Below are 25056 nucleotides of genomic sequence, written 5' to 3' on the forward strand. Positions count from 1 at the left end.
GTTGTCATGCCTGAGTCTTCTGTCCGTTCCCGTCGCATTGTCGTTGGCGTTTCTGGTGCCAGCGGCGCTGCGCTGGGCCTCGAGTGTCTCAAGTGCCTGCGCCAGGCCGGTGCCGAGTCGGCGCTTGTCGTCACGCGCGGGGGAGAGATCACCATCGAGCAGGAGCTCGGCATGACGCTCGACGAGTTTGCCGCGCATGCCGATGTGGTCTACGACAACAAGAACATCGGCGCTGCCATCGCAAGTGGCACCTATCCGGTCGCCGGCATGATTGTGGCGCCCTGCTCCATGAAGACGCTCGCCGGCATTGCGAGCGGCTACAGCGAAAACCTGTTGCTGCGTGCGGCCGACGTGCAGATGAAAGAGCAGCGCCGCCTGGTGCTCATGGTGCGCGAGACGCCCTTCAGTGCGATCCATGTCGACAACATGGCGCGCCTGGCGCGCGTGCCGGGCGTCATGCTCATGCCGCCCATGCTCACGTTTTACAACGGCCCCGCCACGCTCGACGATGCAGTGCATCACATCGCCGCCAAGGCGCTCGAAGCTGTTGGCGTGTCGTGCGAAAACTATAAGCGCTGGTCATAGGCATCTTTAGGGTAGGATACGAGTAGTGTTTGAGCCCGCTGCCCCTGTGGGCGGCGGGCTTTGGTGTGTCGGGAGGACCTATGCAGACGGGTATGTATGCGATTAGCGAGATGGCGAGCTTGTTTAACGTCTCACGCCAAACGCTCATCTACTACGACAAGATCGGTCTGTTTAAACCCGCCGTGGTCAACGAAAAGGGCTACCGTTTCTATTCGCCCACGCAGATTCCGCTTATGCGCCTGATTTGCATGTTGCGCGACTTGGGGCTGGAGCTCGACGAGATTGACCGCCTGACCTCGACGTTCGACATTGGAGAGATGACCGACCACCTGCGCTCGCGGGTGCAGGCGCTCGACGAACAGATTGCCGGGCTCAAAGCCGAGCGCGCCAGCGTGCAGGAGCGCCTGAGCTTTTACGACGAAGCGGTCTACTGGCGCGAGCGTGAGGGCAAGCCGGAGCTCAAACAGTTTGAGCGCCGCTACGTGGTCTTTGAGGAGTTCCCGGGCGATATCGAGCGCGGCCGCTCGATGCTTCATCCCACGCTTATGCGGGCGATTTTACGCATGCGTGCACTGACGGGCACACGCCCCATGCGCGGTTGGGGTGCCATGCTGCGTCGAGAGGCACTGCATTCCGACGACCCCATCGCCGGTGCCGGCTCTTTTGCCGTGCTGCCGCGCGGTGCCGAGGAAACGCTGCCGAGCGATCCTGCCGAGCTGGCAGAGATCGGCGTCGAGGTGCTGCCCGAGGGCACGTATCTATGCATGAGCCGCTGGGGCATGCCGTACGAGCCCGAGGGTATCCGCGCCATCGTCGCCTGCATGGACAAACATGCGCTCCAGCCCATCGGCAACGCTTTCGATTTTTGCTACCTGGACACCACGAGCTACGACGAGTCTCACCAAGAGGACTTCTGCTGTATCCAAATCCCCGTCGCCCTCAAATAACTTGCGGTGAAATAGTCCCTAAATAGCTCGAGTGGGCGTGCAAACAGGAACTATTCCACCGCAACTTCGATGCGACAAAGGAGCAGTCCCTTTATCGCATTCCGTGCGAGCTCCAGCGCCATCTGCGGGTATAAGGCTAACAAGTGTTTATTTGCGAGGCCTAAGGGGCGCCCCGTATGGATATCGATAACTTTGAATGGTGGTATAGCGAGGGTGAGGCTCCGGACGAGGGGTGGGACGAGCCCACGCCGCGTGACGTCTCGAGCGACGAGGACGAGACCGGCAACGACGTCGCCGCCGACTCGGACGCCGCCCTCGACCCCGTCGAGCCCCTAACCTTTGAACAGGCCTGGGCTCAGGCCGAGGCCGACGAGGCTAAGGCCGACGCCACGGCCACGCTGGGTGAGCCAGCCGACATGTCGATCTCGCCGGCAAAGACCCCGCAGCCGCGTCACACCATCGATCCCGACAGCACGGCACCCTTCAGTATTCTCGACGTGCCCTCGCAGGGTGCCCAGGCGCCCGCGCCCACACGTCGCCCCAATCTGTCTCGCGAGGAAGATGCAGGACGTCGCTCGCCGCTCGGCCCCATCCTTATCGCCTTTATGGCCGGCGTTATCGCATGCTCGGTAATTGGAAACGTCTGGAGCCATGTTGAGCAACAGCGAAAAGACGCCGCCAAGGTCGAGATGTCTGTCGAGCAATCGCTCGGTCGTACGCGCTCGGTGCATGTGTCGGTCGAGGTCAAGGACGGCGCGACGTGGGACACCGCGCGCGGCGACAGCCAAATGCTCATCCACATCGTGGGGCGCACGCTCAAAGGGCAGACGATTGACGAGTATCAATACGTCAATTCCGCTGGTGACGGCATCGAGCTCAAGCCTGGCGACTACGAGCTCACGGTCGATGAACCGCCCGTCGCCACCGACGGCACGCGCTTCCGCGCCTCAAAGCGCATGGTTCCCGTGAACTTTAACTCACAGGCGCCCGACACGGTCGACACCACACCGCAGGGCGGGTTCGACCTTTACGTAGATACCCAGTAGGCGCTCGCCGCTCATTCCGCTATGGCTACTCAATAATCGCCTGCCGTCCCGTCCCGCCGCCAAGAGTGGCACAATAGCCCTCGACACTGTTGTTTACTTTTGGAGGAAGTAGCATGTCCACCGTCACCACCATCAAGCGCGGCGGCCTCACCGCGGCCATCGATTCCATGGGAGCCCAGCTCACGAGCCTTGCCCTCGACGGAAACGAGTATCTGTGGCAGGGCGACCCGGCCTTTTGGGGCAAGCACGCGCCCATTCTGTTCCCCATCGTGGGATCGCTGCGCAACAACACAGCGACGTCTGCGGCTGGCACCTGCGAGATGCCGCGTCATGGCCTCGCGCGCATCGTCGAGCACAAGCTGGTCGAGGTCTCCGAGGACGGCTCGTCCGTCACCTACGAGATCACCGATACGCCCGAGTCGCTCAAGGCTTTCCCCTTCCACTTTAAGCTCAACATGACCTATGCCCTGACTGGTGACGCCACGCTCACGCAGACCTTTGCCGTCACCAACACCGGCGACGTGGACCTGCCGTTCTCGGTGGGCGGCCACCCTGCATTTAACGTGCCCGCCCCCGGTGCCGAGGACGAGACGTTCGAGGACTACGAGCTGGCATTTACCGAGGCTTGGACCAACGAGGCCCCCATCATCACGCCCGACGGTCTTATGACGTTCGAGGGCAGTTACAAGGCTCCCGATAACTCGGACGTGCTGCCCATCACGCACCGCAGCTTCGATAACGATGCCATCATGTTCACCGATACCCCGGGCTCCACGCTCACGCTGCGCGGCCGCAAGTCGGGCCACGGCGTCAAGATCGACTTTGAGGGCTTTAAGTACATCGGCGTGTGGTCTGCCGCCAACGACGCCCCGTTTGTGGCGCTCGAGCCTTGGACCGGCCACACCACCATGGACACCGAGGACGACGTCTTTGAGCACAAGGTCAACACCGTCACCTTGGCTCCCGGCGCTACCGATAAACGCAGCTTTAGCGTCACCTTGCTCTAGAGGTTCCGCCGCTCGGTCGATGCTGCGCGCCGTCCAGAGCGATAATTTGTCATTCATAAGGCAAGGCATAGACCTTCTGGTCATGCCTTGCCTTTTTCATGCCACTTGTTCGCTCTGGACGTCGCTCGCCGGCATTGCCAAAACATCGACGTCCCCAATGACTACCGCGTGTCTATTAATTTTTCGAGCTTGTGCTGCGCTGCTGGTTGCTGGCGTATATCCTGTTAAGTCGTCAGAATACGATTCAACAGGGAAGGCAGATTATGCATTCTCCCCATCAACGCGACGCGCATCCACAGCCGGTATGCAGCCGTCGCATCTTTTTGGGTAGTGCTCTCGCTGCGAGCGCTTCTGTCGTCGCCGGCGCACTTGCCGGTTGCCAGCGCCCCTCCACGCTGGAAGTAGTTCAGCCCACGACGGGCGGCGGTCGCGACGACCTGTCCGATTCCGTGATCGGCAAGGACAAGATCCGCATCGGCATGGAGGCGGCCTACGCCCCGTACAACTGGCAGGTCTCCGAAGCCAGCGAGTACACTATCCCCATCGACAACGTGCAGGGCGCCTATGCCGACGGTTACGACGTGCAGATCGCCAAGATCGTCTGCAAGGCCCTCGGCGGCGAGCCCGTTGCCGTTAAACAGAGCTTCTCGGGTCTTATCGATTCGCTCAACAACGGCCAGATCGACCTCATCATTGCCGGCATGAGCGCCACGCCCGAGCGCGAGGAGTCCGTCGGCTTTTCCGACCCGTACTTCATTGGCTACTTTGGCCTGTTCGTAAAAGAGGGCTCGCCCTACCAAAATGCGACCAAGCTCAGCGACTTTAGCGGCGCAACGGTCCTCGGCCAAAAGGACACCATGCTCGATACCGTCATCGACGAGATCCCGGGCGTTGTCCACAAGAACCCGGTCGATTCGGTCCCCACGGTGTTTTCGAACCTGCTGCAGGGCACCTGCGACGCCGTGACCTACAATACCGAGAACGAGAAGGGCTATATGGCCCAAAACCCGGGTATCGTGCCGATTCAATTTGCCGAGGGCGAGGGCTTTAAGCAGGAAGTCACGGCAGACGTCGGCTGCCGCAAGGGCTCGGACAAGCTGCTTAAGCTCATCGATAAGACGCTCAAGGGCATTAGCCAAGAGGAGCGCGACCAAATGTGGGACGCGTGTCTCGACCGTCAGCCGGCATAGGGAGGCAGCATGAAAACCATCAATCGTCTGGCCTCCTTTATCAAGGCCGACCACCGTTATGTATACCTGGGCACGAGCGTTATCGCGGCGCTCGGCCTGGCGTTTAGCCAACGCAACCCCACGCCGCTGAGCTTCTTGGCCCCCACGGGCGTGTTCCAGGATTGCCTTTGGGCGATTCTTTGGGCCTGGCTCGTCGTGTCGGCGGCGGCGCTGGTCACCAAGCTTATGCACTGGAACGACTATCGCGAAACGTCGCCGTTTGCTTCCGAGCGCTTCCGTCGCGGCGCGCGCCTGGGCAGCTATGTCGTCGTTGCTATTGCGGCGATCTTCTTTGTCGACCGCTGCGTCATGTCATTTATCGACCTGGTGCAGGTGAGCATTGTCTCGGACTCCAACCCCAGCGACTTTTTGTCGAGCCTGGTCTACATGACCTACAAGAGCGGCGACTTCTTTATCCGCGGCATCGAGATCACCATCGCACTTGCGACCTTCGGTACCGTCATCGCCTTTTTCCTGGCGCTGCTCTTTGTGTTCCTGCGTATTCAGACGTTCGACCGCGTGGATAACGATCTCACGCGCTTCTTTAAGAGCATCGGCCGCGGCTTTGCGACCGTCTACTCTACCATCGTGCGCGGCACGCCCATGATGGTCCAGGGCCTGCTCATCTATTACGCGGGCTTCACCGTTTTGCGCGGCATGGGCTTCGAGACCGCCCAGGCCAACCAGATTTGGAGTACCTTCACCGCCGGTCTCGTCACCATCTCGCTCAACTCCACCGCCTACATGATGGAGGTCCTGCGCGGCGGTATCGAGTCCATCGATCCCGGCCAGGCCGAGGCGGCGCGCTCGCTGGGTCTGTCGCAGTGGCAGGCCATGCGCAAGGTCGTGTTCCCCCAGGGTATTAAAAACGCGATCCCCGCACTCACCAACGAGCTCATCATCAACATCAAGGACTCGTCGGTGCTTTCGGTCATCGGCGTATTCGACCTCATGTACGCCACCACCACCGTCGCCGGCGTGTACTACCGCCAGATGGAGGTCTACTGCGTGGCGCTCGTGGTCTACCTGATCCTGACGCTCGTGGCGAGCCGCCTGCTCGAGGCCTTTGGCAAAAAGCTCGGCGCCGAGGCCCCGGCAACGCTGCCCAGCTCCAACTAGGCTCAAGACGAGGAGAATCATCATGGCAGATACCGCCACTACCGGCACCGCGGCCGTCGCACAGACCAATGAGCCGCTCATCCGCGTCGAGGGCCTGCGCAAGAGCTTTGGCTCGCTCGAGGTGCTCAAGGGCATCGACCTGTCCGTTAACCCCGGCGAGGTCGTCACCATTATCGGCGCCTCGGGCTCGGGCAAGTCGACCTTCCTGCGCTGCCTCAACCTGCTCGAGACCCCGGACGCGGGCCACATCTGGTTCCACGGCCAGGATCTTACGGCCGAGCGCTGCAACATTAACAAACTCCGCGAGGACATCGGCATGGTGTTCCAGGGCTTTAACCTGTTCAACAACATGGACGTGCTCGACAACTGCACGCTTGCGCCCGTCACGCTCAAAAAGATGAGCAAGGCCGAGGCCGAGAAGGTCGCGATGGAGCATCTGACGAGCGTGGGGCTCGAAAAGTTCGCGCACGCCGCCGTGGGTCGCCTGTCCGGTGGTCAAAAGCAGCGTGTGGCCATTGCGCGTGCCCTGTGCATGAATCCGCAGATCATGCTGTTCGACGAGCCGACCTCCGCACTCGACCCCGAGATCGTGGGCGAGGTGCTCGAGGTCATGCGCAAGCTCGCGGCCGACGGCATGACCATGGTCGTCGTTACGCACGAGATGGCCTTTGCCCGCACCGTGTCCGACCGCGTGGTCTTTATGGATAAGGGCGTGGTGCTCGAGGACGCCGCGCCGGCCGAGCTCTTCGGCAACCCCAAGCACCAGCGCACTCGCGAGTTCCTCTCTCGCTATCTCGAGGACAAATAACCGACCGCAAACGCTTACGTTGCAGGGCCGCTCCCGTGGGGCGGCCTTTGTCGTCACAATCGAAAGGATGTCATGGCCGAGGTTTGGCGTTTCTTTGCACATGAGGACGATTTTGCCGATATAGACGAGGCGGGCGCGTGCGAGCGCTTGGGCCGCGTGCTGTCGTTTCCGACCATCTCGAGCATGGATGCCGAGGCGGTGGACTGGCGGCCCTTCGACGACCTGCGCGCCTATATGCAGCAGGCGTGGCCGCGCGTGTTCGCGGCGGGCGAGGTCGAGCTGATCGACCACTCGCTATTGGTGACGCTTAGCGGTTCCGACCCTGACCTCAAGCCCATTATGCTCATGGGCCACATGGATGTGGTTCCCGTGGTGCCGGGTACCGAGGCCGACTGGACGCACGACCCCTTTAGCGGGCACGTGGACGACACCTACATCTGGGGCCGTGGAGCGATCGACATGAAGGACCAGGTCGCAGGCATTCTCGAGGCTGTCGAGTATGCGCTCGCGCACGGTTGGGAGCATGAGCGCACGCTGCTCCTGGCCTTTGGCCAGGACGAGGAGACGACGCAGTACGGCGCAGGCGCCATCGGCCGCGCGCTCGAGGAGCGCGGTGTTGAGCTCGAGTTCCTGATCGACGAGGGCGACTACCGCATCGTTTCGGATGCCGAGTACAGCGCGGGCGAGGGTTGGCTCATGCACGCCGACCTCGCGGAGAAGGGCTATGCCGATATCGTGCTCAAGACGAAGAGTGAGGGTGGACATTCTTCTAACCCCTACGGCGGCACGTCGCTCGAGGTGCTCAGCCGTGCCATCACCGCAATCTGCGATATCGAGTGGCCGACGCGCGTGACCGACTTGCTTGCCGCCCAGCTCGTCGAGCTGGGGCTCTACACGGCGGATGAAATTGCCGCCAACGGGGGCGCCATTGTCCGCGATTGCCTCGCCAGCAAGAAGCTCTATCCGCTGGTGACGACCACCTGCGCACCCACGCAGATCGAGGGTGGCAGCACCGGCGCCAACGTAATGCCGCAGGATATGTGGGCCAACATCAACTTCCGCATGCTCGAGGGCACGAGCGTGGCCGACGTTGTGGCGCGCTGTCGTGAGGCGGTTGCCGGGGCGGACCTTGCCGGTCGTGTCGAAGTGGAGCTAGGCCCCGGCAGCTCCGAACCCTCGCCGTCCCCGCGCATCGGTGGTCCCGGCCTCGAGGCGGTTCGCTCCATCGCCGCCCGCTATTTCCGTGATCCCAAGCCGACGGAGGAAAACGGATCGTCTGCGGTGGGCCAAGAGCCGATGAGCATCGTGCCCTCGACCGTGATTGGTGCAACCGATGCCGCCAACTACCAGCGCATTTGCCACGAGTGCATCCGCTTCTCCGCCTTTGTGGTCGACGATGACGAATGCGGCCGCGGCGTCCACGGCACCAACGAGCGCATCACCCGTCGCGCCTACCTCCAAGGCATCCGCTTCCTCATCGCCCTGCTCCACACGCTCTAGCATGCGACAAAGGGACTGAGCCGATTTCATCGGTAATGAGACAAAAACTGTCATAGAATAAGACTAAGATATCTTAAGAGACATATGCTGGGGTTGGTATTCCTTGAACGACTGCGGGCATGTGCCAGACTGCCTCGGCCCCCGGGGAGCACCCGGGCAGGTCGCCGTGTGACTGGGGAGGAAATTATGCAGGAGCTCAGAGAGACGACGTCTCGACTCGTGAATAATGCTACCGGGGGGGGGTGTCTAAGCAGGGAACTTCCTGGTGAACACCGGCCGCGCGAGCGGTGGTCCGTCATGTCTTATGGCCGTCGTCGCGGGCTGCGCCCGGTCTCGCCATATGTGATTGTTCTGGCCCTCGCCGTCGTGCTGACGGCGAGTTTCTTCCTGCCGACCCGCGCGGAGGCGAAGGTTTCGGACCATACGGTTCCGTTTCCGAACCACATGGTTCCGACGATTTCGCCTTCGGGGACAACAATCAACCTGTTTGATTACTGGGTGAATTCGGAGGATCACCTGTCGGTCAGTGGATCCGACGGCATCAACAAGGGCCACCGCTTCAAGTTCAAGGATCAGGGAGCCAGTGATGATCTCAACCGGTATACGGGCGGCTCCTCTCCTCGCTCCGGTATCGTGAACAACGTTCTTACCGGCGGTTACCCGAAACTCACCGACAGCTGGGGCGGAGAATCCCTCGGCTACCTGTTTGATTCCTCCGCCCAGACGGGCAAGATATCCCATATGGGTGTGACGGGTCTGTTGCAGGCCAAGGGCGGCTACTACGAGTATGACAGCTCGAAGAACTACGCGGCGTACAACGTCAATAAGAATGCATTTGATGTCTACGAAGTCGCCGGCGTTGGGCAAGCGGGGGCTGGCTCTCAAAATGGAGGCCAGTTCTTCCCCTTCGATGCGGCCGATAAGGTATTCAAGGAGGAGAACGGCTGCCTCGTCCGGAACGGCATTACGTCGTCGAACAACGGCGACTCGAATTATAACGATGGCAAACCCCTCAACCATTATTTCGGCCTCTCCATGTCATCGCGCTTCGTGCAGCCGACGGATGGCAAAACGAACGCTGGCGATCCCATGACCTTTGAGTTCGCCGGCGACGACGACGTCTGGGTGTTCATTGACGATGTCCTCGTGGGCGACATTGGCGGCATCCACACCAGTGCTAAGCTGACCATTGACTTCCAAACGGGCGAGATTAAGGTTAACGATTCCCCAAACGGCACGCTGTTAAGAAAGTTCCAGGAAGCGGGGCGGGGCACTTCGGGCTTCACTGGCAACACCTTCGCTAACGACACCAGCCACACGCTCAAGTTCTTCTACTTGGAGCGTGGCGCCACCGACTCCAACATGAAGCTCAAGTACAACCTCGTGACGGTTCCCGAGTCCGACATTATCAAGTTCGACCAGGATGGCGGTCTGGTGGAGGGCGCTCAGTTCGAGCTGTACAAGACAGACAAGAGCTTCGCTGACACGACTACTAATTCGGAAAAACTACTTGGCTCCGGCACCACGGACGCGAATGGACAACTGACGCTCACGAATAAAGTGGACAACGGCGTTATCAACTTCGATGACCTTTATAGTAAAGACCATAATTGCCGGTACTACCTCCTGAAGGAAACAAAGGTGCCCGAAGGTCACCGCTCGAGCCTCACGGCAACGGACGGTAGCATGCAGTTCGAGTACGTGCCCGCGAGCGACGAGAACCGCGCGGGCGGCGTCATCATCAACCGCGGCGGTATGGACGCGGACAGCTCCGTTTGGCAGAGCGGTGCGTTCGCCGGCTCGAAGGAGACCATCACCGCGCCGTCGACCGTGTACCAGGCGGACGATGACTCGATGAAGCCAGGCAATACTGTTGATATGAAGCGCGGCACCCTGTTCGCAGTAGTTTTCAAGCGCGATAAAAGCAAGAACGCCTGGCACGCCGTGTCGGGCGACCCGACGAAGGGGTATACCCTCGCCGGCGCCCAGGGCATGGCCGGCGCCATCGAGGCGGCGAAGAAGGACCTGTACGCCTTCACGCTCAACACTAGCGGCCAGTACCAGGTAGAGATTCCGTATCTGCCCGGTGACATCTCCAAGTACTACTACTTGCTGAGCGGTGATGCCCGCAAGAATGCCGAGTACGCGGTGGCTATCTACTACACAACGGCGAGCTCCATCGCCGACGCGAATACGGACAACACGGTCCATGTGTTCAGTGATGACCTCCCCGGTGACCAGGTGAACTTTAAGCGGCAGTTCGCCACGAGCCTGCTCGTCACGAACATCCAGAACCGCCTGTTCGTGCAGAAGACCGATACCGAGGGCAACCCCGTAGACGGCGCGAAGTTCGGCTTGTACACGGACGGTCAGGTGACAACAGACGCGAACGGCAAAGTCGTGCTCAACGGCGACCAGATCCCCTACGACACCTTGACGACGGGGCAGGTCAGCAACCCGATCCAGCTCGAAGGGGCGGGCATATTCCCGTGTACGAGCGACGGCAACAAGCCGCTCGTGAAGGGCGCCTACTTCCTAAAGGAGGTCTCGGCGCCCAAGGGCTTCCTGCTTAACGACACGCTCACCAAGGTGATTGTGGACGATTACGGCGTCCATGCCGATGCTGGTACGGCCGATGACGGCGTCTCGACGTTCGTGGGGCCGGGCACGCTTATGAAGAGTCTGGGCCAGTTTGGCGCAGAGGGCGACATCGACAACACATTCACGTGGATCAAGGGTATGCGGCAGACATCGGATGGCGTGACCGATGGCGGTAATCTTTCGTGGAGCGATGTCGATTCCGCCGGTGCCGGCGACACGGTACACCTCAAGTACGGCGCCAACGGACGTATCTACCAGTATGGGCCCACCAAGGCGGGCGAACCCTACCGCCTGGAGACCGAGACGGGCTGGATACGTATGGGCATCACGCAGGATGAACCTGGTGTCACTAATGCGAAGGGCGCCCGCGCCGATCTGGGCGACATGAACCTGAATGCCCTGTTCACGGGCGCCACCTGCGTGCGCGTGGCGAACGAACGCGAGGCGAGCCTCGAGGTGACGAAGAAGGTTGACGTGCCCGATGGCCTGACGGGCAATAAGGACGCGGGGTTCACCTTCAATTTCACCGTGCCCGCGGGGAAGACGTACAAGGCCGCGGTGTTCGAGAAGGCGGGGACTGCGGGCGAGCGGCGGGTCGGCAACGTGTTCAACCTGACGAACGGCTATTCGCAAACCATCAAGGCCGACGAGACGATTCGCGTGTACGGTCTTAGCGAGGGCGACGAGTACACGGTGCAGGAGCTGACCGGCGCAGACCAGATGCCCGCGGGCTATAAGCTGACCGGCCGCAAGCAGGGTGCCACGGATCTGAAGGACGCAGGCGATAGCGTCACCGGTAAGATCGCGAAGCAAAATACCGACGGCACGTTGGCCGAAGCCAACAAGCTGGTGTTCACCAACAGCTACAGCGTGAAGTCTTCGGTGACGCTCACAGGCATCAAGGCGAAGAAGAAGTTCACCGGCCGTGAGTGGACTAGCGCCGACAGCTTCGAGCTTTGCCTGCGCGCCGCCGATGGAACGCCGATGCCTGATGGTGCCACGGCAGCGCCCGTGGCCGGCATGAAGCAGGTCGAGAAGACCGTTACGAGCGCCGAAGAATTTAGCTTCGGAGAGATTAAGTATGAGAAGCCTGGCGAGTACACCTACTACATTGCCGAGACTACGCCCGCCAAGAGCGATCCCAGTTGGCTGGGCGGTGTCAGCTACTCCAGCGCCGAATACAAAGTGACCGTAACGGTGAAGGATGACGGCAAGGGAAATCTGACCGAGCCAGTCGTCAAAATGGAGCAGATCTATAAGGATGATGGCACCGCCACATCTCAGGTGATCGACGATCAGATTGCGGTGATCACGAACACGTACCGCCCGAAGGAGACCTCGGTAACGCTCAAGGCGACGAAGCGCTTCACAGGTGGCGAGCTCGCGGGGAACGACTTCACGTTCCAGCTGCTCGACGGGGACGGCAGCGTGGTCCAGACTGTCCAAAACGAGAAGGACGGCAAGGTCGCCTTTGCAGCCATCGACTACGCTACGCCGGGCGACCACGACTACACCATCAAGGAGGTGAAGGGCGCCGACTCGACCGTCGTCTACGACGCGAAGGGCGTGAAGGTCCACGTCAAGGTCACCGACGAAAAGGGCGAGCTGAAGGCGACCGTCACCTACGACGGTGAGAAGGCCGTGCCGACCTTCACCAACACGAAGCCGACGGCGGACGTCACCGTTGAGGCCACGAAAGTTCTCGCGGGCAAGGACCTGACGGCCGATGCGTTCACCTTCGGCTTGTACGACCAGGACGGCAATGAGGACGCTCGCGGCACCAACGATAAGAATGGCAAGGTCAAGCTGACCGTCAAGGGCCTGAACCTGGGCGAGTACGACTACACGCTCAAGGAGGTCGCTGGCAGCGATTCGACCATCACCTACGATTCCACGGAGGTGAGGGTTCACGTCTCGGTGAAGGCGGAGGGCGACAAGGCGAAGGCGACCGTCACTTACGACGGCAAGAACGATATCCCGACCTTCAAGAACACGTATCAGCCCGCCGAGACCTCGGTGACGCTCGCGGCGAAGAAGGCCTATGTGAAGTCCGACAGCACGCCGGCTGCGCTCAAGGGCGGCGAGTTCGCCTTCGACCTGTACGAGGGCGATCTGACGGCCGAGCAGCTGAAGGGCAAGCAACCCATCCGGAGCGCCAAGAACGGCGAGGACGGCACCGTCACCTTCCCGGCCATCAACTACACCAAGGCCGGCGAGTACAAGTACACCATCGTGGAGAAGAAGGGCGACCTGTCCCACGTGACCTTCGACGACGCGGTGCACCATGCCGCGGTGAAGGTCATGGACAAAGCTGGCAAGCTGGACGCCGCCGTTGCCTACGATGGTGACAAGGCCGATGCCCCCACCTTCACGAACACCTACACCGCAAAGGGATCCGTGGAGCTGACGGCGACCAAGGTCGTTGCGGTCGCGCCGGGCTTCACGCACGACACCAAGCTGAAGGGCGGCGAATACACGTTCGAGCTGAAGGACGCCGACGGCAAGGTGCTCGACACCGCGAAGAACGAGGCCGATGGCACGGTGAAGTTCACGCGCGACTTCGAGCTCGCCGACCTGGGCGGCGCCGCGAGCAAGGCCTTCGCCTACACCATCGTGGAGCAGCCGGGCGCGGAGCCGGGCATGGTCTATGACAACCATACCCTCACCTATACGGTGACGGTCACAGACGGCGGGAACGGAGCACTGAATGCGAAGGCGATCGTGACGAGCGCATCCGGCTCGGATACCTTCACCAACACCTACCAGCCGGCCGCGACCGGTCTGGCCCTTGGTGCGCAGAAGAGCTATGTGAAGAAGGACGACAACACGCCGATCGTCCCCAAGGACGGCGAGTTTACCTTCGATGTGTACGAGGGCAAAATGACTGCTGAGCAGCTTGCCGGGGCCAAGCCCGTCCGGACCGCGACCAACGGCGCGGACGGAAGTGTTAACTTCGACGCCTTCTCCTACGCGAAGCCGGGCACGTACGAGTACACTATCGTGGAGCGGAAGGGTGATCTGGCCTACGTGACCTACGACGACGCGGTGCATCATGCCGTGGTGACGGTTGTGGACAATGCCGGCACGCTGCAGGCGAGCGTCGCCTACGACGGCGCGGACGCCACGAAGCCCACCTTCACCAACACCTACAAGGCGAAGGCGACGAACTCCGGCGCGATCGCCCTCACCAAGAGCGTTGACGTGCACGACGGCAGCTATCAGCTAAAGGCGGGAGACTTCGCCTTCGAGCTGGTGGGGTCTGACGGTACGGTGCTCCAGACCCAGAAGAACGACGCCAAGGGCAAGGTTTACTTTAACGAGCTGACCTTCGACCATGCGGGCACCTTTCCCTTCACGGTCCGTGAGGTGCAGCCGACGGACGGCGCGCCGGGCGTGCCGGGCGTGACCTACACCGGCAAGACGTACACCCTGACCTACGTGGTGAAGGACAACAACGACGGCAAGCTGGTGGTAGAGAGCTCTACGGTGAAACCGAGCGAGGGCACCGAGAACGGCGTCACCCCCAATACCATGACGTTTGCGAACAGCTACCAGCCGGGTCAGACCTCCTACCAGATCTCTGGCACCAAGGTGCTTGAGAATGCCGACCCGGCCACCACGCGGACGCCCGCCGATGGCGAGTTCACATTCGCGCTGATTGACGTGGCCACCGGGCAGGAGATCGACCGGACCACGAACGTGGGTAAAGCGTTTACCTTCAAGGCCATCTCGTACACCGCAACTGGTTCGCATGCGTACCAGGTGAAGGAGGTTGCGGGCCAAGATGGCACCATCACTTACAGCGATGCGGTGCTGGACGTAACGGTGAACGTGACCGATGACGGCAGCGGCCAGCTGACCGCGACGGCGAACAAGACGGCTGCGGATCTGACCTTCACCAACACCTACACGCCGACGGCAACGACGGCGACGATTACCGGAACGAAGGCTCTGACCGGCCGCGACCTGGCCGAGGGTGAGTTCTTCTTCGACCTGAAGGACGCCGACGGTAACGTGGTGCAGACGGTGCAGAACGGCGCCGACGGCACGTTCGGCTTCGCGCCGCTGCAGCTGGACAAGGTGGGGACGTACGTCTACACCGTGTCCGAGCGGGCAGGGGCGACGGCGAACGGCGTCACCTACGACACGACGGTCTTTACCGCGACGGTGACGGTGACGGAGAATGCGGAGACGCACGCGCTGGAGGCGCAGGTTGCCTACAGCAAGGGCGGCAAGGCTGCGGATGCGGTGGCGTTCAGCAACAGTTACGCGCCGGCCGCGACTGAGGTGAAGCTGGGGGCCTCCAAGGTGCTGAGCGGCGAGGACCTGAAGGAAGGGCAGTTCTCCTTCCAGCTGAAGGATGCCGACGGCAAGGTGCTGCAGACCGCAAAGAACGCGGCGGACGGCACGGTGGGCTTCGAGGCGATCTCGTACGACAAGCCCGGAACGTACGCCTACAGCATCTCCGAGGTGGACGACGGTCAGAAGAACGTGACGTACGACGCGGCCGAGCACCGGGTAACGGTGACGGTGACGGACGACGGTGCGGGCCATCTGGTGGCGACGGTAACCTATGACGGCGCCGTGGCGCCGGTGTTCAAGAACACGTACACGCCGCCGACCACCCCGCCGACGGAGCCGCCCACCAATCCGCCGAGCAAGTCACCGGTGCCGAAGGAGGAGAAGCCGGGTCTGCCGTATACGGGCGATACCAGCTTGTCGCCGATGGCCCTGGGTGGCATCGCGGGCGGCGCGGTGGTGCTGATCGCCGCAGGCGTTATCCTGCGGCGCCGGAACCGGTAGCTACGGCGGCCGAGAAGGGCTTTGATTGAGGGCGGGTGGTCGCAGGGCGCGGCCGCTCGCCCTTTTTGGTGAAAGGCTATGTTAACCCGCCGTTTGCACGTCCGGCTCCAGATGGAACTCGTACTCCGGCTCCATCATCTTCTTCCGGATCTTTTCGTAGCGCCCGTCGTCGAGCTGCTCGCGCATGAGCGACGTCCTGTCCCCGACGCGTGCGGCCTCGCGCAGCCATCTGAACCACATCAGGCCGCTGTGGAGCCTGCGGGTCGATACGCCCTTGAACCTCTCGAGGAAGTGGCCGAGCGAACCCTGCGCTTCAGCATCCTCTGGACCGTGTCCCGCTCGTACCCGGTGAGCCTGCCGTGGGTCCTCGGGACCGCCCTCGCGGCGCCCTTCCCGCCCTTTCCGGACATGGCGTCCTCCGATCTCCCGGGGCCGGCCGATCCGGCCCTCAGGGTATCGGATTCCCAAATTTATCCGTATATGTGCGGATGAATGCGGGAGGCGTTCGGATGAAGTTGTATTCAAGGAAAGAGACTGACCCTTTGTCGCATTCCGTGCGGGTTATATGCAGGCATGCCTGCGCACGCTATCATGTATGGGTTAGACCGCAACTATGTACCTCATACGCGAAGGGATGCGCATGTATCTGAAGATCGACATGTTCTAGCTGGGCTTACCCCCGCAGTGGCGCCGCGCGCCCCATCAACTCTGCCGATTTTCGCCTTCACGCACATAAAGGAGTCCCGCCATGCGCGACAAGCTCGAAAAGATCATTAAGGCCTACGAGGAGCTCGAGAAGAAGCTTTCCGACCCGGCCGTCGCCTCCGACATCAAGGAGTTCACGCGTCTCAACAAGGAGTACGCACACCAGTCCGACCTCATCGCTGCCTCGCGCGAGTACATCGGCGCGCTCGATGACATCGAGGCCGCCAAGGAGATGCTCCGCGACACCAGCGATGCGGACGAGAAGGAGATGCTCCAGATGGACATCTCCGAGAACGAGGAAAAGCTTCCCCAGCTCGAGGAAGACATCAAGTACATGCTCATCCCGAGTGACCCCAACGACGACAAGAACACCATCGTCGAGATTCGCTCCGCCGCCGGTGGCGACGAGGCAGCCATCTTCGCCGGCGACTTGTACAAGATGTACCAGCGCTTCTGCGAATCGCGCGGCTGGAAGACCACCGTGCTCGATTCCAGCCCCAGCGAGGCCGGCGGCTTTAAGTCCATCGAGTTCAAGGTCGAGGGCGACCGCGTCTACTCCGTCATGAAGTTCGAGTCCGGCGTGCATCGCGTCCAGCGCGTTCCCAAGACCGAGTCCCAGGGCCGCATTCAGACCTCCACGGCTACCGTCGCCGTACTTCCCGAGGCCGAGGAAATTGACGTCCAGATCAACCAGTCCGACCTGCGCATCGACACCTACTGCGCCTCCGGCCCTGGCGGTCAGTGCGTTAACACTACCTACTCCGCCGTGCGCATCACCCACTTGCCCACCAACACCGTGGTGCAGTCGCAGGAGCAGCGCTCCCAGATTCAGAACCGCGAGGTCTGCATGCAGATGCTGCGTGCTCGTCTGTACGAGATGGAGCTCGAGAAGCAGCAGGCAGAGCTTGGTGCTGAGCGCCAGAGCCAGATCGGCCACGGCAACCGTTCCGAGAAGATCCGTACCTACAACCAGCCCCAGGACCGCGTGACCGATCACCGCATCGGTTTCAACTCCACCTACAACGGCGTCCTTCTGGGCGATCAGCTCGGCACCGTCATCGAGGCGCTCGCCGCCGCCGAGCGAGCCGAGAAGCTAGCGCAGGCCGTTTAAGTTACGGCGTTTTACCAAACGCCGTAACTGCTCGACGCTGCGCGCCGCCCAGAGCGACAATTTGTCATTCAAAAGGCAAGGCATGACCAGAAGGTCTATACCTTGCCTTTTTCATGCCAACTTGTTCGCTCTGGACGTCGCTCGCTGTCCGTCCTCTACATGCGGCGTTGCCTTGCTCCGGATGCGGTATGCTCAACCTGCGGCGCCTTAGAGGTAGTCATTGGGGACGTTCTTAAATGACTAGGTTGGGCACATTGCTTTGAGATGTTATTCAATCGGCTTTGATGGCCATGAAGCCGGCTACCTGCTCAAAGAAATTAGCGGCATTTATCTGCTATTGAAAATAATGCTCAAAAAATCGTTCAAGAAGTCGCAGTGCATTTTTTGATGCGTCGCACGTCAAGTGATTTGGCAAGTTCTTGGTTAGATATTGGTCAGTTTTGGGTCAACCTTGCCAAAAGCTTGACGAATGCAGATTTTGACGTCGACGAATGAGCACTTCAGGCAGGTTCCAAGCAAAAATCTGGGCTGATTCTCGATAATCGCCTTCAATCGTCCCTTGCCAAGCGCTGGCCTCGCGTACAATCTGCTCCGACATTCGCGCGCCGTCCGGCGCTTAAGAGGGGAGGGCCCCATGGCAAACGAGATTTGGACCATCAAGCGTTGTCTCGAGTGGACCAAGGAGTACCTGGCCGAGCGCGGCGAGGAGCACCCCCGTCTTTCTGCCGAGTGGCTGCTCTGCGCTGCCACGGGTTTGGCACGCATCGACTTATATATGCGCATGGACGAGACGCTTAACGCGGCTCAGCTCGAGACCATGCACGCGGCCGTTGTTCGTCGCGCTAAAGGTGAACCGCTGCAGTACATCACCGGCAGCACGCAGTTTCGCATGATCGACGTCGCGTGCGCCCCCGGCGTGCTCATTCCGCGCCCCGAGACCGAGATGCTCGTCGAGGAAGTCCTCAATTATCTGGATGCCGAGGTGCTGAGCCCCGAGGCTGCTGCCCGTCAGCGCGTGGAGCTGCCTTGGAACGATGAGGTCGAGGAGGCACGCAAGGCCGAGGCCGCGCTGGCAGACGAACGCGCGGCCGCCGAGCGCCGTGCCGCTAACCTGACGGCTGCCGATGAGGCGGCGCTAGGCGGCGACGTATTGGGCAGCCGCGCCTATGCCGAGGAGCTGGCCGACCGCGAGGCCGAGGAAGCCGCCGCGCAGGCAGCAGAAGCCGAAGCCGCGGAAGCCGCCGAGCCCGAGCTCGACGAATACGGCATCGCCATCGAGGGTGCCGGCCAGGAGACGGCTTCGGCTCAGGATGCCGCTGCGCCTGCCCCAGCCGAGCCCCGTATCGCCCGCGTTCTCGAGGTCGGCTGCGGCACGGGTTGCATCTCGCTCTCCCTTGCCTGGGAGCGCCGCGGCCACGTTACCTGCACCGCCACCGATATCGAGCCGCGCGCCATCGATCTGGCCACCAAAAACCGCGACGCGCTCGGCCTCACGGCAGATGAGGTTGCCTTTAGTCTCACCAACCTGGTGAGCTCCATTCCCCGCGAAGAGTGGGGCACCTTCGACGTGCTCGTTTCCAACCCGCCCTACATCCCGACCGGCGTCATGCGCTCGCTGCCGCACGAGGTCAAGGACTTTGAGCCCGACTTGGCGCTCGAGGGCGGTGCCGACGGCCTGGACATCTTCCGCCGCCTGCTCAATGCGGCGCCTTACATGCTGCGCGCCGGCGGCCTGTTTGCCTGCGAGCTCTACGAGGGCGCCCTCGATGCCGCGGCCGAGCTCTGTCGCCAGGCAGGCCTTTCGGACGTGCGTATCGTCCACGACCTCACCGATCGTCCCCGCATCGTTCGAGCCATCGTCACCGAGCCCAAACAGCGTATTTAAGCTGAATAAATAGACATTTGCGCAAGTTTGTCCTTGCAATATACCGTAAAACTTCTACTATAGAAGGAGAAAGGTATGTCAAATCAGCTGCATCGGTACCGTATCGTGCTTGATTACATTGAACCTTGGCTTGATGAGCAGGATGAAGCTACGCTGAAGCAGATTTATGCAGACCTTTTGGTGCTCGAGAAGGAAGGTCCCAGCCTTGGTCGTCCGCTGGTTGACCGCGTAAAGGGCTCGAAGCTTCATCATTTAAAGGAGCTGAGAGTGACGTCGTGTGGTGGGCAGGTGATTCGCATCCTCTTCGCCTTTGACCCCAAGCGCCAGGCGGTATTGCTATTGGCGGGTGATAAGTCGCGAGCGGGATCGTCAAGGGCAAAATGGAACGGTTGGTATGCGATCAACATTCCAAGGGCCGAGCAAATATACCGTCGCCACGTAAGGAGGCTCGATCGAGATGGAACTGCATGAGTATATGGAATCTCGCGGGATAACACGCGACTCCATTACCGCCGAGCAGGAGAGGACTCGCGATCGTATCGAAGCCTATAAGCTTGCTCAGATTCGCAGGTTAAAAGATCTAACACAGGCGTCGGTCGCCCAGTCGATGGGCGTTTCTCAAAAACGTGTATCCGAGCTCGAGCGTGGGGAATTGGGTTCGATGAGGCTTGACACGCTGAGCAGGTACGCAGAGAGCCTCGGCGGAAAACTGGTTGCAAGCATCGAGTTTCCCGATCGTACCGTTACGCTTGCGCGCTAAAAATCTTCAATTAACCCCCTCACTTTCACCGACTACAAGAGCCGCTCACCAAACCAACATGCGCTCTGGGCAAATAGGTTGAACGTTTCGTGCGAGAATGCCCCTCAGTAAACAAACTTGCACCAGAGCGTAAGGGGCTGGCATACACATGCAGACGGTCTATCGGGTATTCGAGGGAGCGCGTGAGCCGCATCGGCTTGCCGTCGAGCGTACGGCCGAGGTGCTCGGCCGCGGCGGCCTGGCGCTGATTCCGACCGAGACCGTCTATGGCGTTGCCGTGGCAGTCAACGCCTTCTCGGACGCCGTGCCCCAAGATACAGGCGAATTCCCATCGTGGCCGCGCGATCCGCAGGCTGCCGTCAATGGCGCCGCGGTCCCTGCGCTCGGTACCGGCTACCGCCGTATCTTCACTCTCAAGCAACGTGAACTCACCCAAACGGTCGCCTGGCTGGTCGATGGCGTCGAGGCACTCGACCGCTATGGCGTGGATATCCCGGAAGATGCCCGCGTGCTCGCGCGACGATGCTGGCCGGGAGCCCTGACTATCGTGGTCAAGGCGGCTCCCTGCGTGCCGACCTTTATGCGTGCTGCCGACGACACCGTGGCCCTGCGCGCTTCGGCCTCTCCCGTGGTCCAAGCGCTCATCCGCGCCTGCGGCAGTCCCCTTGCCTGCACGAGCGCCAACACACACGGCGCGCCCTCGCCGGCAAGCTTTGCCGCCGTCGAAGGTCGCATCCTGGAGGGGGTCGATGTTGCCGTCGACGCCGGCGAGACCCCGTGTCGCGACGCCTCGACCATCGTGTCGTTCCAGCACGGCGGGCTCCAGATCCTGCGCCAAGGCGCACTTCCCGCATCAGAGATCGAACGGGTCCTGTCCGACCCGATGCAATAGAAAGGTGTAAGCGATGTCGTTGAATCTGGGCAGCCTGGGCATGGAAGATGCCTCGTTTAACTTTGGCGGTTCCTACATCATGGCGCTCGACTGCGGCACCACCTCGGTACTTGCGACCATCGTCGACGAGTACGGCTGCATCGTCGCGCAGGCACGTCGTAGCGTCAAAACCAGCTTCCCGCGTCCCGGTTGGATAGAGCAAGACCCCATGGAGGTGCTTGCCAGCCAGATCGGCGTGATGATGGAGGTCCAGTTTAAGAGCGGCATCCATTCTGACCGCATCGCCGCCATCGGTATCTCCAACCAGCGCGAGACCACGGTGGTGTGGGACCGCATAAGCGGCCAACCCATCTATAACGCCATCGTGTGGCAATGCCGTCGCACCGCACCTCTGATCGACGAGCTGGTCGAGCGGGGCGCAGAAGAGCTGGTGCGCTCCCGCACGGGACTCACGCTCGATCCGTATTTCTCGGCTTCCAAGGTGCAGTGGATCCTCGACAACGTCGACGGTGCGCGTGAGAGCGCGGCGGCGGGCGACCTCATGTTCGGCACCATCGACACCTGGCTCATCTACAACCTCACCGGCAGTCAGGTCTTTGCCACCGACTACACCAATGCCAGCCGCACGGCGCTCTTTAATATCCATACGCTCGATTGGGACGACGACCTGCTGGCGCTCTTTGACGTTCCACGTTCCATGATGCCCGAGGTTCGTTGGAGTTCGGGCGACTACGGCCGCGTCGCGAGCGATATCATGACCAACATGCCGCCCATCATGGGCGTGGCGGGCGATCAGCAGGCGTCGCTGTTCGGCCACTGCTGCTTCCATCCCGGCCAGACCAAAAACACCTATGGCACGGGTTGCTTTATGCTCATGAACACCGGCGACGAGGTCGTCGAATCCAAGAACGGTCTGGTCTCCACGATCGGTATCGCCGCGGACGGCAAGATCAGCTATGCGCTCGAGGGTTCTATCTTTGCCGCCGGCTCAACCATGAACTGGCTGCGCAACAACATGGGCATCATCTCGAGTGTGAGCGAGTCCGCGCAACTCGCCGCTTCGATCAACGACAACGAGGGCTGCTACATCGTCCCCGCCTTCGCTGGCCTGGGCGCTCCCTGGTGGGACCCGCGTGCCCGCGGTATCGTGTGCGGACTGACCGGTGCCTCGAGTCGCGCGACCATTGTGCGTGCGGCCTGCGAGTCCATGGCCTACCAGAGTTATGACGTGCTGCGCGCCATGGAGCAGGACGTGGGACTTTCGATTGAGCGCCTGTCCGTCGATGGCGGCGCCTCACGCAACGAGTTCATCATGCAATTCCAGGCCGACCTGCTGGATATCCCCGTGCTGCAATGCGAGACGGTGGAGACCACGGCAATCGGTGCCGCGTACTTGGCGGGTCTTGCCGTCGGCTATTGGGAAGACCTTGAAGAGCTGGAGCAAAATGCCCAGATCGTTAGGACCTTCCTTCCCCATATGTCCGCCGAGCGTCGCGAGCAAAACCTTGCGGGCTGGCGTGATGCAGTCAAGCGCTCGCTCAGTACCGCACAGTAGGGCTGCGATGGGCTGCTCGATACAACAAACCGCTAAACTTATGCATGGCGTGCGGCGGCAACATTGCTGCGCGCCTTGTCAGCAAGGCCGTTTTGCGGCTGCAACGAAAGGGGCAATCAACCCATGACCGTCACCTACGATGCGTCCCGTGTGACGCTTGTCGATCATCCGCTCGTCCAGCACAAGCTGTCGATCCTGCGCGACAAAAACACCGGCACCAACCAGTTCCGTCAGCTCGTGCGCGAACTCGCGCTTTTTGACGGCTACGAGGCCATGCGCGACCTGCCTATGGAAGACGTCGAGGTCGAGACCCCCATCACTACTGCCACGTTCAAACAGCTTGCCGGCAAGAAACTCGCCATCGTGCCCATCCTGCGTGCGGGCCTTGGCATGGTCGACGGTATCCTCGACCTGGTGCCCTCCGCTCGCGTGGGCCACATCGGCATGGAGCGCGACGAGGTCACCCACGAGCCGCACGAGTATTACTGCAAGATGCCCAAGGATATCGACCAGCGCATCTGCCTGGTCGTCGACCCCATGCTCGCCACGGGCGGTTCGGCCGAGATGGCCATCAGCTACCTGCGCGAGCGCGGTGTCAAGGATATCCGCATGCTGTGCATCGTCGCCGCGCCCGAGGGCCTCAAGTCACTGACCGAAAAGGACCCCGACGTACATATTTATACGTGCGCCATCGACGACCATCTCAACGAGGCCGCCTACATCGTTCCCGGCCTCGGCGACGCCGGCGACCGCATCTTCGGCACGCTCTAGTCGCTGGGCTAAGACGGCCGCGGCTGCAAATACGAAGAAACGGTGCGCGCGGTCGAACAAAAGGCGACCGCGCGCACTCCTGTTAACGGACGTTTTGCCCTGCAGGGTTCGAGAAAAACGTATTACCGTACCTGCGGCATAAAGAAGGTCTTAAGAAAACGAACAGGTGCGTATTAACCGATGCTTTTTCGGTTGTACTTTAGCGATTGGCTCGTACAATAGTCACCAATGTTTGGCGGGAACTGTTCTGTGAGGCGTTAAAAAAGGAAAGTGAGGACGCCAATGTTTCAGATAGCCGATCTGCTCGCTATCGTTGCAGGCGCCATCGCGGGCGCAATTGCCTTCCTTCCCTTTGTCTTTACGCTCAAGCCGGTTCTTGACGATAAACAGAATGCGGACATGCTTAAGGGTATGGTGAGTCTGGCGGTCTCGGCAATCGCCCTGCTCGTCTTTACCTTGGTTGTGTTTGTGTTGTTCGGAGAGGCATTTCGCATGTTCCTCCTGGGCGAGGCGATCGGCTTCGTGGCCTTTATGGCCGCCTGCACGGTTCGCGTCGCCAAGGCGCTGCGAGATCCTCATGAGGTCGAAAGGTAAGTCGTGGAAATTTTTGAAAAGCTGCCTGATGAGATTAATCATCTGGTCAGCGAGTTCAGCTCCACCCCTGTCGTGGGCGATCTGAGCTGCGGCATCACGCAGTACTCGTTTTGGCTGATCGTCTCCACGATCGTGCTCCTGATCGTCCTGGCCGTGTTCAAGAAGAAGCAGACCCTGGTTCCCAAGGGCTTCTTCGTCAACGGTTTCGAGTACATCATCGAGTACGTCGAGAACGATATCGGCAAGGGCGTCGTGGGTGAGAACTGGAAGAAGCACTTCCCGTTCCTGTGCTCGCTTTTCCTGTTCATCCTGATCAATAACATGATCGGCCTGATCCCGGGAATGAAGCCCGGCACCGGCGCAATCGGCTCCACCGCCGCGCTCGCCATCTTCGCCTTCGTGTACTTCATCTACTACGGATGCAAGGCTCACGGCGTGATCGGCTACATCAAGAGCCTCGCCCCGCAGGGCGTGAGCTTCCCGATGAACGTGCTCGTGTGGGTCGTCGAGCTTTTCTCGACCTTCCTGCGCCTCATCACGCTCGCCGTCCGTCTGTTCTGCAACATGTTCGCAGGACACGTGGTCATGGGCTCGTTCGCCATCATGGCGAGCATGTTCATGCAGCCGCTGCTTCAGCAGGTTTCCGCGGCCCACGCCGTCGGCGCCCTGCCTTCGCTGGCCTGGCTTGCCATCCTCATCCTGATCTATGCGATCGAGCTTGTGGTCGGCGCCATCCAGGCTTACGTCTTCACGGTCCTTACCGCCGTGTATGTCTCCGAGGCAGAGGAGGTCGCGGAGGAGGAGTAGTCTTCCGTTCGCGCCTTAAGGTAAGGTAATTCGTTAAACCGCCGGTGCCCGTACCCATGGAGCCCGGCAGTTATAAAAAGGTTATCCTGCGTGAAATAAGACACGCACGACAAAGGAGGAATCGTGGGAGTTATCGGTTACGGTCTCGGTGTTATCGGCGCTGGTCTTGCTATCGGCCTGTCTGCTCTGGGTGCTACGGGTGCTATGGCCCGTCAGCCTGAGGTCCAGGGCCGCGTGTTCACCGTCTTCATCATGGGCTCCGCCTTCGGCGAGGCTCTGGCTCTGATCGGCTTCGTTGTCGCGCTGATCGTTAAATAGCACGGAGCGTCAA

The 25056-nt window shown here is 61.1% G+C and carries 20 protein-coding genes; 19 read left to right on the plus strand and 1 reads right to left on the minus strand.

Annotation, left to right across the window (positions count from 1 at the left end):
• Positions 1–6: 6 nt before the first annotated feature.
• From GPK39_RS06480 to GPK39_RS06520, 9 genes are all read left to right on the plus strand, one after another.
• Positions 7–585: a UbiX family flavin prenyltransferase gene (locus GPK39_RS06480; RefSeq protein WP_215674522.1), complete on the plus strand. Its 579-nt coding sequence runs from the start codon at positions 7–9 to the stop codon at positions 583–585.
• An 80-nt stretch (positions 586–665) separates the two neighbouring features.
• Entirely contained in the window at positions 666–1532 is an 867-nt protein-coding gene (locus tag GPK39_RS06485) for a MerR family transcriptional regulator (protein WP_215674524.1), read from the plus strand.
• A 176-nt stretch (positions 1533–1708) separates the two neighbouring features.
• Positions 1709–2578, plus strand: a complete 870-nt coding sequence (locus tag GPK39_RS06490; RefSeq protein ID WP_215674526.1) for a hypothetical protein — start codon at positions 1709–1711, stop codon at positions 2576–2578.
• A 113-nt stretch (positions 2579–2691) separates the two neighbouring features.
• On the plus strand, positions 2692–3585 hold the full coding sequence (locus GPK39_RS06495; RefSeq protein WP_215674528.1) for an aldose 1-epimerase family protein: 894 nt from the start codon (positions 2692–2694) through the stop codon (positions 3583–3585).
• 263 nt (positions 3586–3848) lie between these two features.
• Positions 3849–4775, plus strand: coding sequence for a transporter substrate-binding domain-containing protein (locus tag GPK39_RS06500; protein WP_215674530.1), 927 nt, complete (start codon positions 3849–3851; stop codon positions 4773–4775).
• 9 nt (positions 4776–4784) lie between these two features.
• Positions 4785–5933: an amino acid ABC transporter permease gene (locus tag GPK39_RS06505; protein WP_215674532.1), complete on the plus strand. Its 1149-nt coding sequence runs from the start codon at positions 4785–4787 to the stop codon at positions 5931–5933.
• A 22-nt stretch (positions 5934–5955) separates the two neighbouring features.
• Positions 5956–6741: an amino acid ABC transporter ATP-binding protein gene (locus GPK39_RS06510; RefSeq protein WP_252200122.1), complete on the plus strand. Its 786-nt coding sequence runs from the start codon at positions 5956–5958 to the stop codon at positions 6739–6741.
• A 72-nt stretch (positions 6742–6813) separates the two neighbouring features.
• Positions 6814–8241 (plus strand): M20/M25/M40 family metallo-hydrolase, encoded by a 1428-nt coding sequence (locus GPK39_RS06515; RefSeq protein ID WP_215674534.1) that lies wholly within the window; start codon positions 6814–6816, stop codon positions 8239–8241.
• A gap of 297 nt (positions 8242–8538) precedes the next feature.
• Entirely contained in the window at positions 8539–15645 is a 7107-nt protein-coding gene (locus GPK39_RS06520) for a Spy0128 family protein (RefSeq protein WP_215674536.1), read from the plus strand.
• 81 nt (positions 15646–15726) lie between these two features.
• On the opposite strand, the gene GPK39_RS06525 is transcribed toward GPK39_RS06520, so the two are convergent.
• Positions 15727–15885 (minus strand): hypothetical protein, encoded by a 159-nt coding sequence (locus tag GPK39_RS06525; protein WP_158567811.1) that lies wholly within the window; start codon positions 15883–15885, stop codon positions 15727–15729.
• A 508-nt stretch (positions 15886–16393) separates the two neighbouring features.
• Between GPK39_RS06525 and prfA the strand changes: the two genes are divergently transcribed.
• The 10 genes from prfA to GPK39_RS06575 all read left to right on the plus strand — a co-directional run bounded on the left by prfA (position 16394) and on the right by GPK39_RS06575 (position 25043).
• The gene (gene prfA / locus GPK39_RS06530; RefSeq protein WP_138375237.1) at positions 16394–17461 is read left to right on the plus strand and encodes a peptide chain release factor 1; all 1068 of its coding nucleotides are present in this window, start codon (positions 16394–16396) and stop codon (positions 17459–17461) included.
• Positions 17462–18095: 634 nt separating this feature from the next.
• Positions 18096–19346, plus strand: a complete 1251-nt coding sequence (locus tag GPK39_RS06535; RefSeq protein ID WP_055310131.1) for a N5-glutamine methyltransferase family protein — start codon at positions 18096–18098, stop codon at positions 19344–19346.
• 75 nt (positions 19347–19421) lie between these two features.
• Positions 19422–19817, plus strand: coding sequence for a type II toxin-antitoxin system RelE/ParE family toxin (locus tag GPK39_RS06540; RefSeq protein ID WP_022094268.1), 396 nt, complete (start codon positions 19422–19424; stop codon positions 19815–19817).
• Positions 19804–20106, plus strand: a complete 303-nt coding sequence (locus tag GPK39_RS06545; RefSeq protein ID WP_006235701.1) for a helix-turn-helix domain-containing protein — start codon at positions 19804–19806, stop codon at positions 20104–20106. Before GPK39_RS06540 ends, GPK39_RS06545 begins: the two co-directional genes overlap by 14 nt.
• A gap of 148 nt (positions 20107–20254) precedes the next feature.
• Complete coding sequence (locus GPK39_RS06550) at positions 20255–20998, plus strand: L-threonylcarbamoyladenylate synthase (RefSeq protein WP_215674538.1); 744 nt, start codon at positions 20255–20257, stop codon at positions 20996–20998.
• 13 nt (positions 20999–21011) lie between these two features.
• Positions 21012–22553: a glycerol kinase GlpK gene (gene glpK / locus GPK39_RS06555; protein ID WP_215674540.1), complete on the plus strand. Its 1542-nt coding sequence runs from the start codon at positions 21012–21014 to the stop codon at positions 22551–22553.
• Positions 22554–22676: 123 nt separating this feature from the next.
• Positions 22677–23324: a uracil phosphoribosyltransferase gene (upp, locus tag GPK39_RS06560; RefSeq protein WP_022094265.1), complete on the plus strand. Its 648-nt coding sequence runs from the start codon at positions 22677–22679 to the stop codon at positions 23322–23324.
• Positions 23325–23606: 282 nt separating this feature from the next.
• Entirely contained in the window at positions 23607–23918 is a 312-nt protein-coding gene (locus tag GPK39_RS06565) for a hypothetical protein (protein ID WP_022094264.1), read from the plus strand.
• Positions 23919–23921: 3 nt separating this feature from the next.
• Complete coding sequence (atpB, locus tag GPK39_RS06570) at positions 23922–24725, plus strand: F0F1 ATP synthase subunit A (RefSeq protein ID WP_022094263.1); 804 nt, start codon at positions 23922–23924, stop codon at positions 24723–24725.
• Positions 24726–24848: 123 nt separating this feature from the next.
• Entirely contained in the window at positions 24849–25043 is a 195-nt protein-coding gene (locus GPK39_RS06575) for an ATP synthase subunit c family protein (protein WP_022094262.1), read from the plus strand.
• Positions 25044–25056 lie beyond the last annotated feature (13 nt).

Origin of the sequence: Collinsella aerofaciens, assembly GCF_018785245.1 — a bacterium.
Classification (GTDB): Bacteria; Actinomycetota; Coriobacteriia; order Coriobacteriales; family Coriobacteriaceae; genus Collinsella; species Collinsella aerofaciens_AD.

What these genes read in the sequence shown, in the direction of transcription:
- GPK39_RS06500 (WP_215674530.1), top strand. Translation starts at nt 3,849, where the DNA reads ATGCATTCTCCCCATCAACGCGACGCGCATCCACAGCCGGTATGCAGC.
- GPK39_RS06510 (WP_252200122.1), top strand. Translation starts at nt 5,956, where the DNA reads ATGGCAGATACCGCCACTACCGGCACCGCGGCCGTCGCACAGACCAAT.
- GPK39_RS06540 (WP_022094268.1), top strand. Translation starts at nt 19,422, where the DNA reads ATGTCAAATCAGCTGCATCGGTACCGTATCGTGCTTGATTACATTGAA.
- GPK39_RS06485 (WP_215674524.1), top strand. Translation starts at nt 666, where the DNA reads ATGCAGACGGGTATGTATGCGATTAGCGAGATGGCGAGCTTGTTTAAC.
- GPK39_RS06480 (WP_215674522.1), top strand. Translation starts at nt 7, where the DNA reads ATGCCTGAGTCTTCTGTCCGTTCCCGTCGCATTGTCGTTGGCGTTTCT.
- GPK39_RS06525 (WP_158567811.1), bottom strand. Translation starts at nt 15,885, where the DNA reads ATGTGGTTCAGATGGCTGCGCGAGGCCGCACGCGTCGGGGACAGGACG.
- glpK (WP_215674540.1), top strand. Translation starts at nt 21,012, where the DNA reads ATGTCGTTGAATCTGGGCAGCCTGGGCATGGAAGATGCCTCGTTTAAC.
- upp (WP_022094265.1), top strand. Translation starts at nt 22,677, where the DNA reads ATGACCGTCACCTACGATGCGTCCCGTGTGACGCTTGTCGATCATCCG.
- prfA (WP_138375237.1), top strand. Translation starts at nt 16,394, where the DNA reads ATGCGCGACAAGCTCGAAAAGATCATTAAGGCCTACGAGGAGCTCGAG.
- GPK39_RS06495 (WP_215674528.1), top strand. Translation starts at nt 2,692, where the DNA reads ATGTCCACCGTCACCACCATCAAGCGCGGCGGCCTCACCGCGGCCATC.
- GPK39_RS06545 (WP_006235701.1), top strand. Translation starts at nt 19,804, where the DNA reads ATGGAACTGCATGAGTATATGGAATCTCGCGGGATAACACGCGACTCC.
- GPK39_RS06505 (WP_215674532.1), top strand. Translation starts at nt 4,785, where the DNA reads ATGAAAACCATCAATCGTCTGGCCTCCTTTATCAAGGCCGACCACCGT.
- GPK39_RS06515 (WP_215674534.1), top strand. Translation starts at nt 6,814, where the DNA reads ATGGCCGAGGTTTGGCGTTTCTTTGCACATGAGGACGATTTTGCCGAT.
- GPK39_RS06490 (WP_215674526.1), top strand. Translation starts at nt 1,709, where the DNA reads ATGGATATCGATAACTTTGAATGGTGGTATAGCGAGGGTGAGGCTCCG.
- GPK39_RS06520 (WP_215674536.1), top strand. Translation starts at nt 8,539, where the DNA reads ATGTCTTATGGCCGTCGTCGCGGGCTGCGCCCGGTCTCGCCATATGTG.
- GPK39_RS06565 (WP_022094264.1), top strand. Translation starts at nt 23,607, where the DNA reads ATGTTTCAGATAGCCGATCTGCTCGCTATCGTTGCAGGCGCCATCGCG.
- GPK39_RS06550 (WP_215674538.1), top strand. Translation starts at nt 20,255, where the DNA reads ATGCAGACGGTCTATCGGGTATTCGAGGGAGCGCGTGAGCCGCATCGG.
- GPK39_RS06535 (WP_055310131.1), top strand. Translation starts at nt 18,096, where the DNA reads ATGGCAAACGAGATTTGGACCATCAAGCGTTGTCTCGAGTGGACCAAG.